Source organism: Bradyrhizobium sp. NAS96.2 (genome assembly GCF_001908235.1).
Taxonomy (GTDB): domain Bacteria; phylum Pseudomonadota; class Alphaproteobacteria; order Rhizobiales; family Xanthobacteraceae; genus Bradyrhizobium.
The window spans coordinates 1-1120 of sequence record NZ_LGHK01000400.1 but is presented as its reverse complement, the minus strand read 5'-3'; the positions used below and the strand labels follow the sequence as shown (position 1 = coordinate 1120).

The following is a 1120-nucleotide window of genomic DNA, read 5'->3' as shown; positions in this document are numbered from 1 at the left end:
CCGGACACCGTGTTGCCGGTCTGGTCGAGCACCACGCCGAGACCGGAGGCGCTGTCGATCAGGTTGGTCGCGGTGCCGTTGGCCGCGATGCTGAGCGCATAGGCCGTGGTCGCATTGTCGGCGCCGGTCACGACTGTGAACGCACTGGCAAAGCTCTCGGTGTCCAAGGTGTGGCCCTGGGTCGGCACAGCATCCGGCGTCGAGCCGTTGATGCCGGCGTTGGTCGAGGCCGAGAGGTATGCCTCAAAGGTGTTCAGTGAACCAACTCGGCCGCTCAATCCAATTGACGGACCGTCGTCGTGGAACGTGACATGGCTGCTGAGGTCGAGGTTCTGCGCGGCGCTGTCGCCATCCTTGTCGGTGACCGTCGCGGTCAGCGTCACCAGACCGCCAGTCAGGCTGATGCCTTCGCCGGTATCCGGGCTGGAGGCGGTGGGCTCGTGCACCGCGCGATCCTGCGTCAGCGTCACGTCGCCGGTCGCGGTATTGACCGACAGCGTGAACACCAGCCACGCCGCGTCACCTTCATGACCGGTCACATAGCCGGAGATCGTGTTGCCGGTCTGATCCAGCACCACGGCAAGGCCAGAGGCGCTGTCGATCAGATTGGTCGCCGTGCCGTTGGCTGCGATGCTCAGCGCATAGGCCGTGGTGGCGCCGTCGGCGCCGGTCACCACCGTGAACGCACCGGCGAAGCTCTCGGTATCGAGCGCATGCCCCTGGGTCGGGACTGCATCGGGTGTCGAGCCGTTGATGCCGGCGTTGGTCGCGGCCGACAGATAGGCCTCAAAGGTATTCAGCGAACCGACCGTCCCGCTCAGCGAGATCGACGGGCCGTCGTCGTGGAACGTGACGTGGCTGCTGAGATCGAGGTTCTGGCTGGCGCTGTCGCCGTCCTTGTCGGTGACCGTCGCCGTCAGCGTCACCAGGCCGCCGGTCAGGCTGATGCCCTCGCCGGTATCCGGGCTGGAGGCGGTGGGCTCGTGCACCGCGCGGTCTTGCGTCAAGGTCACATTGCCCGTTGCCGGGTCGACCGTCAGCGTGAACACCAGCCACGCAGCGTCATTTTCATGACCGGTGACATAGCCGGACACCGTGTTGCCGGTCTGGTCGAGCACCA

1 protein-coding gene is annotated in these 1120 nt (G+C 66.1%); it reads right to left on the bottom strand.

Features of this window, described 5'->3' with window-relative positions; all coding sequences use genetic code 11:
* A partial coding sequence (locus AC628_RS44650) for a DUF5801 repeats-in-toxin domain-containing protein (RefSeq protein ID WP_245321615.1) occupies nt 1–1120 on the bottom strand: 1120 nt, incomplete at both ends.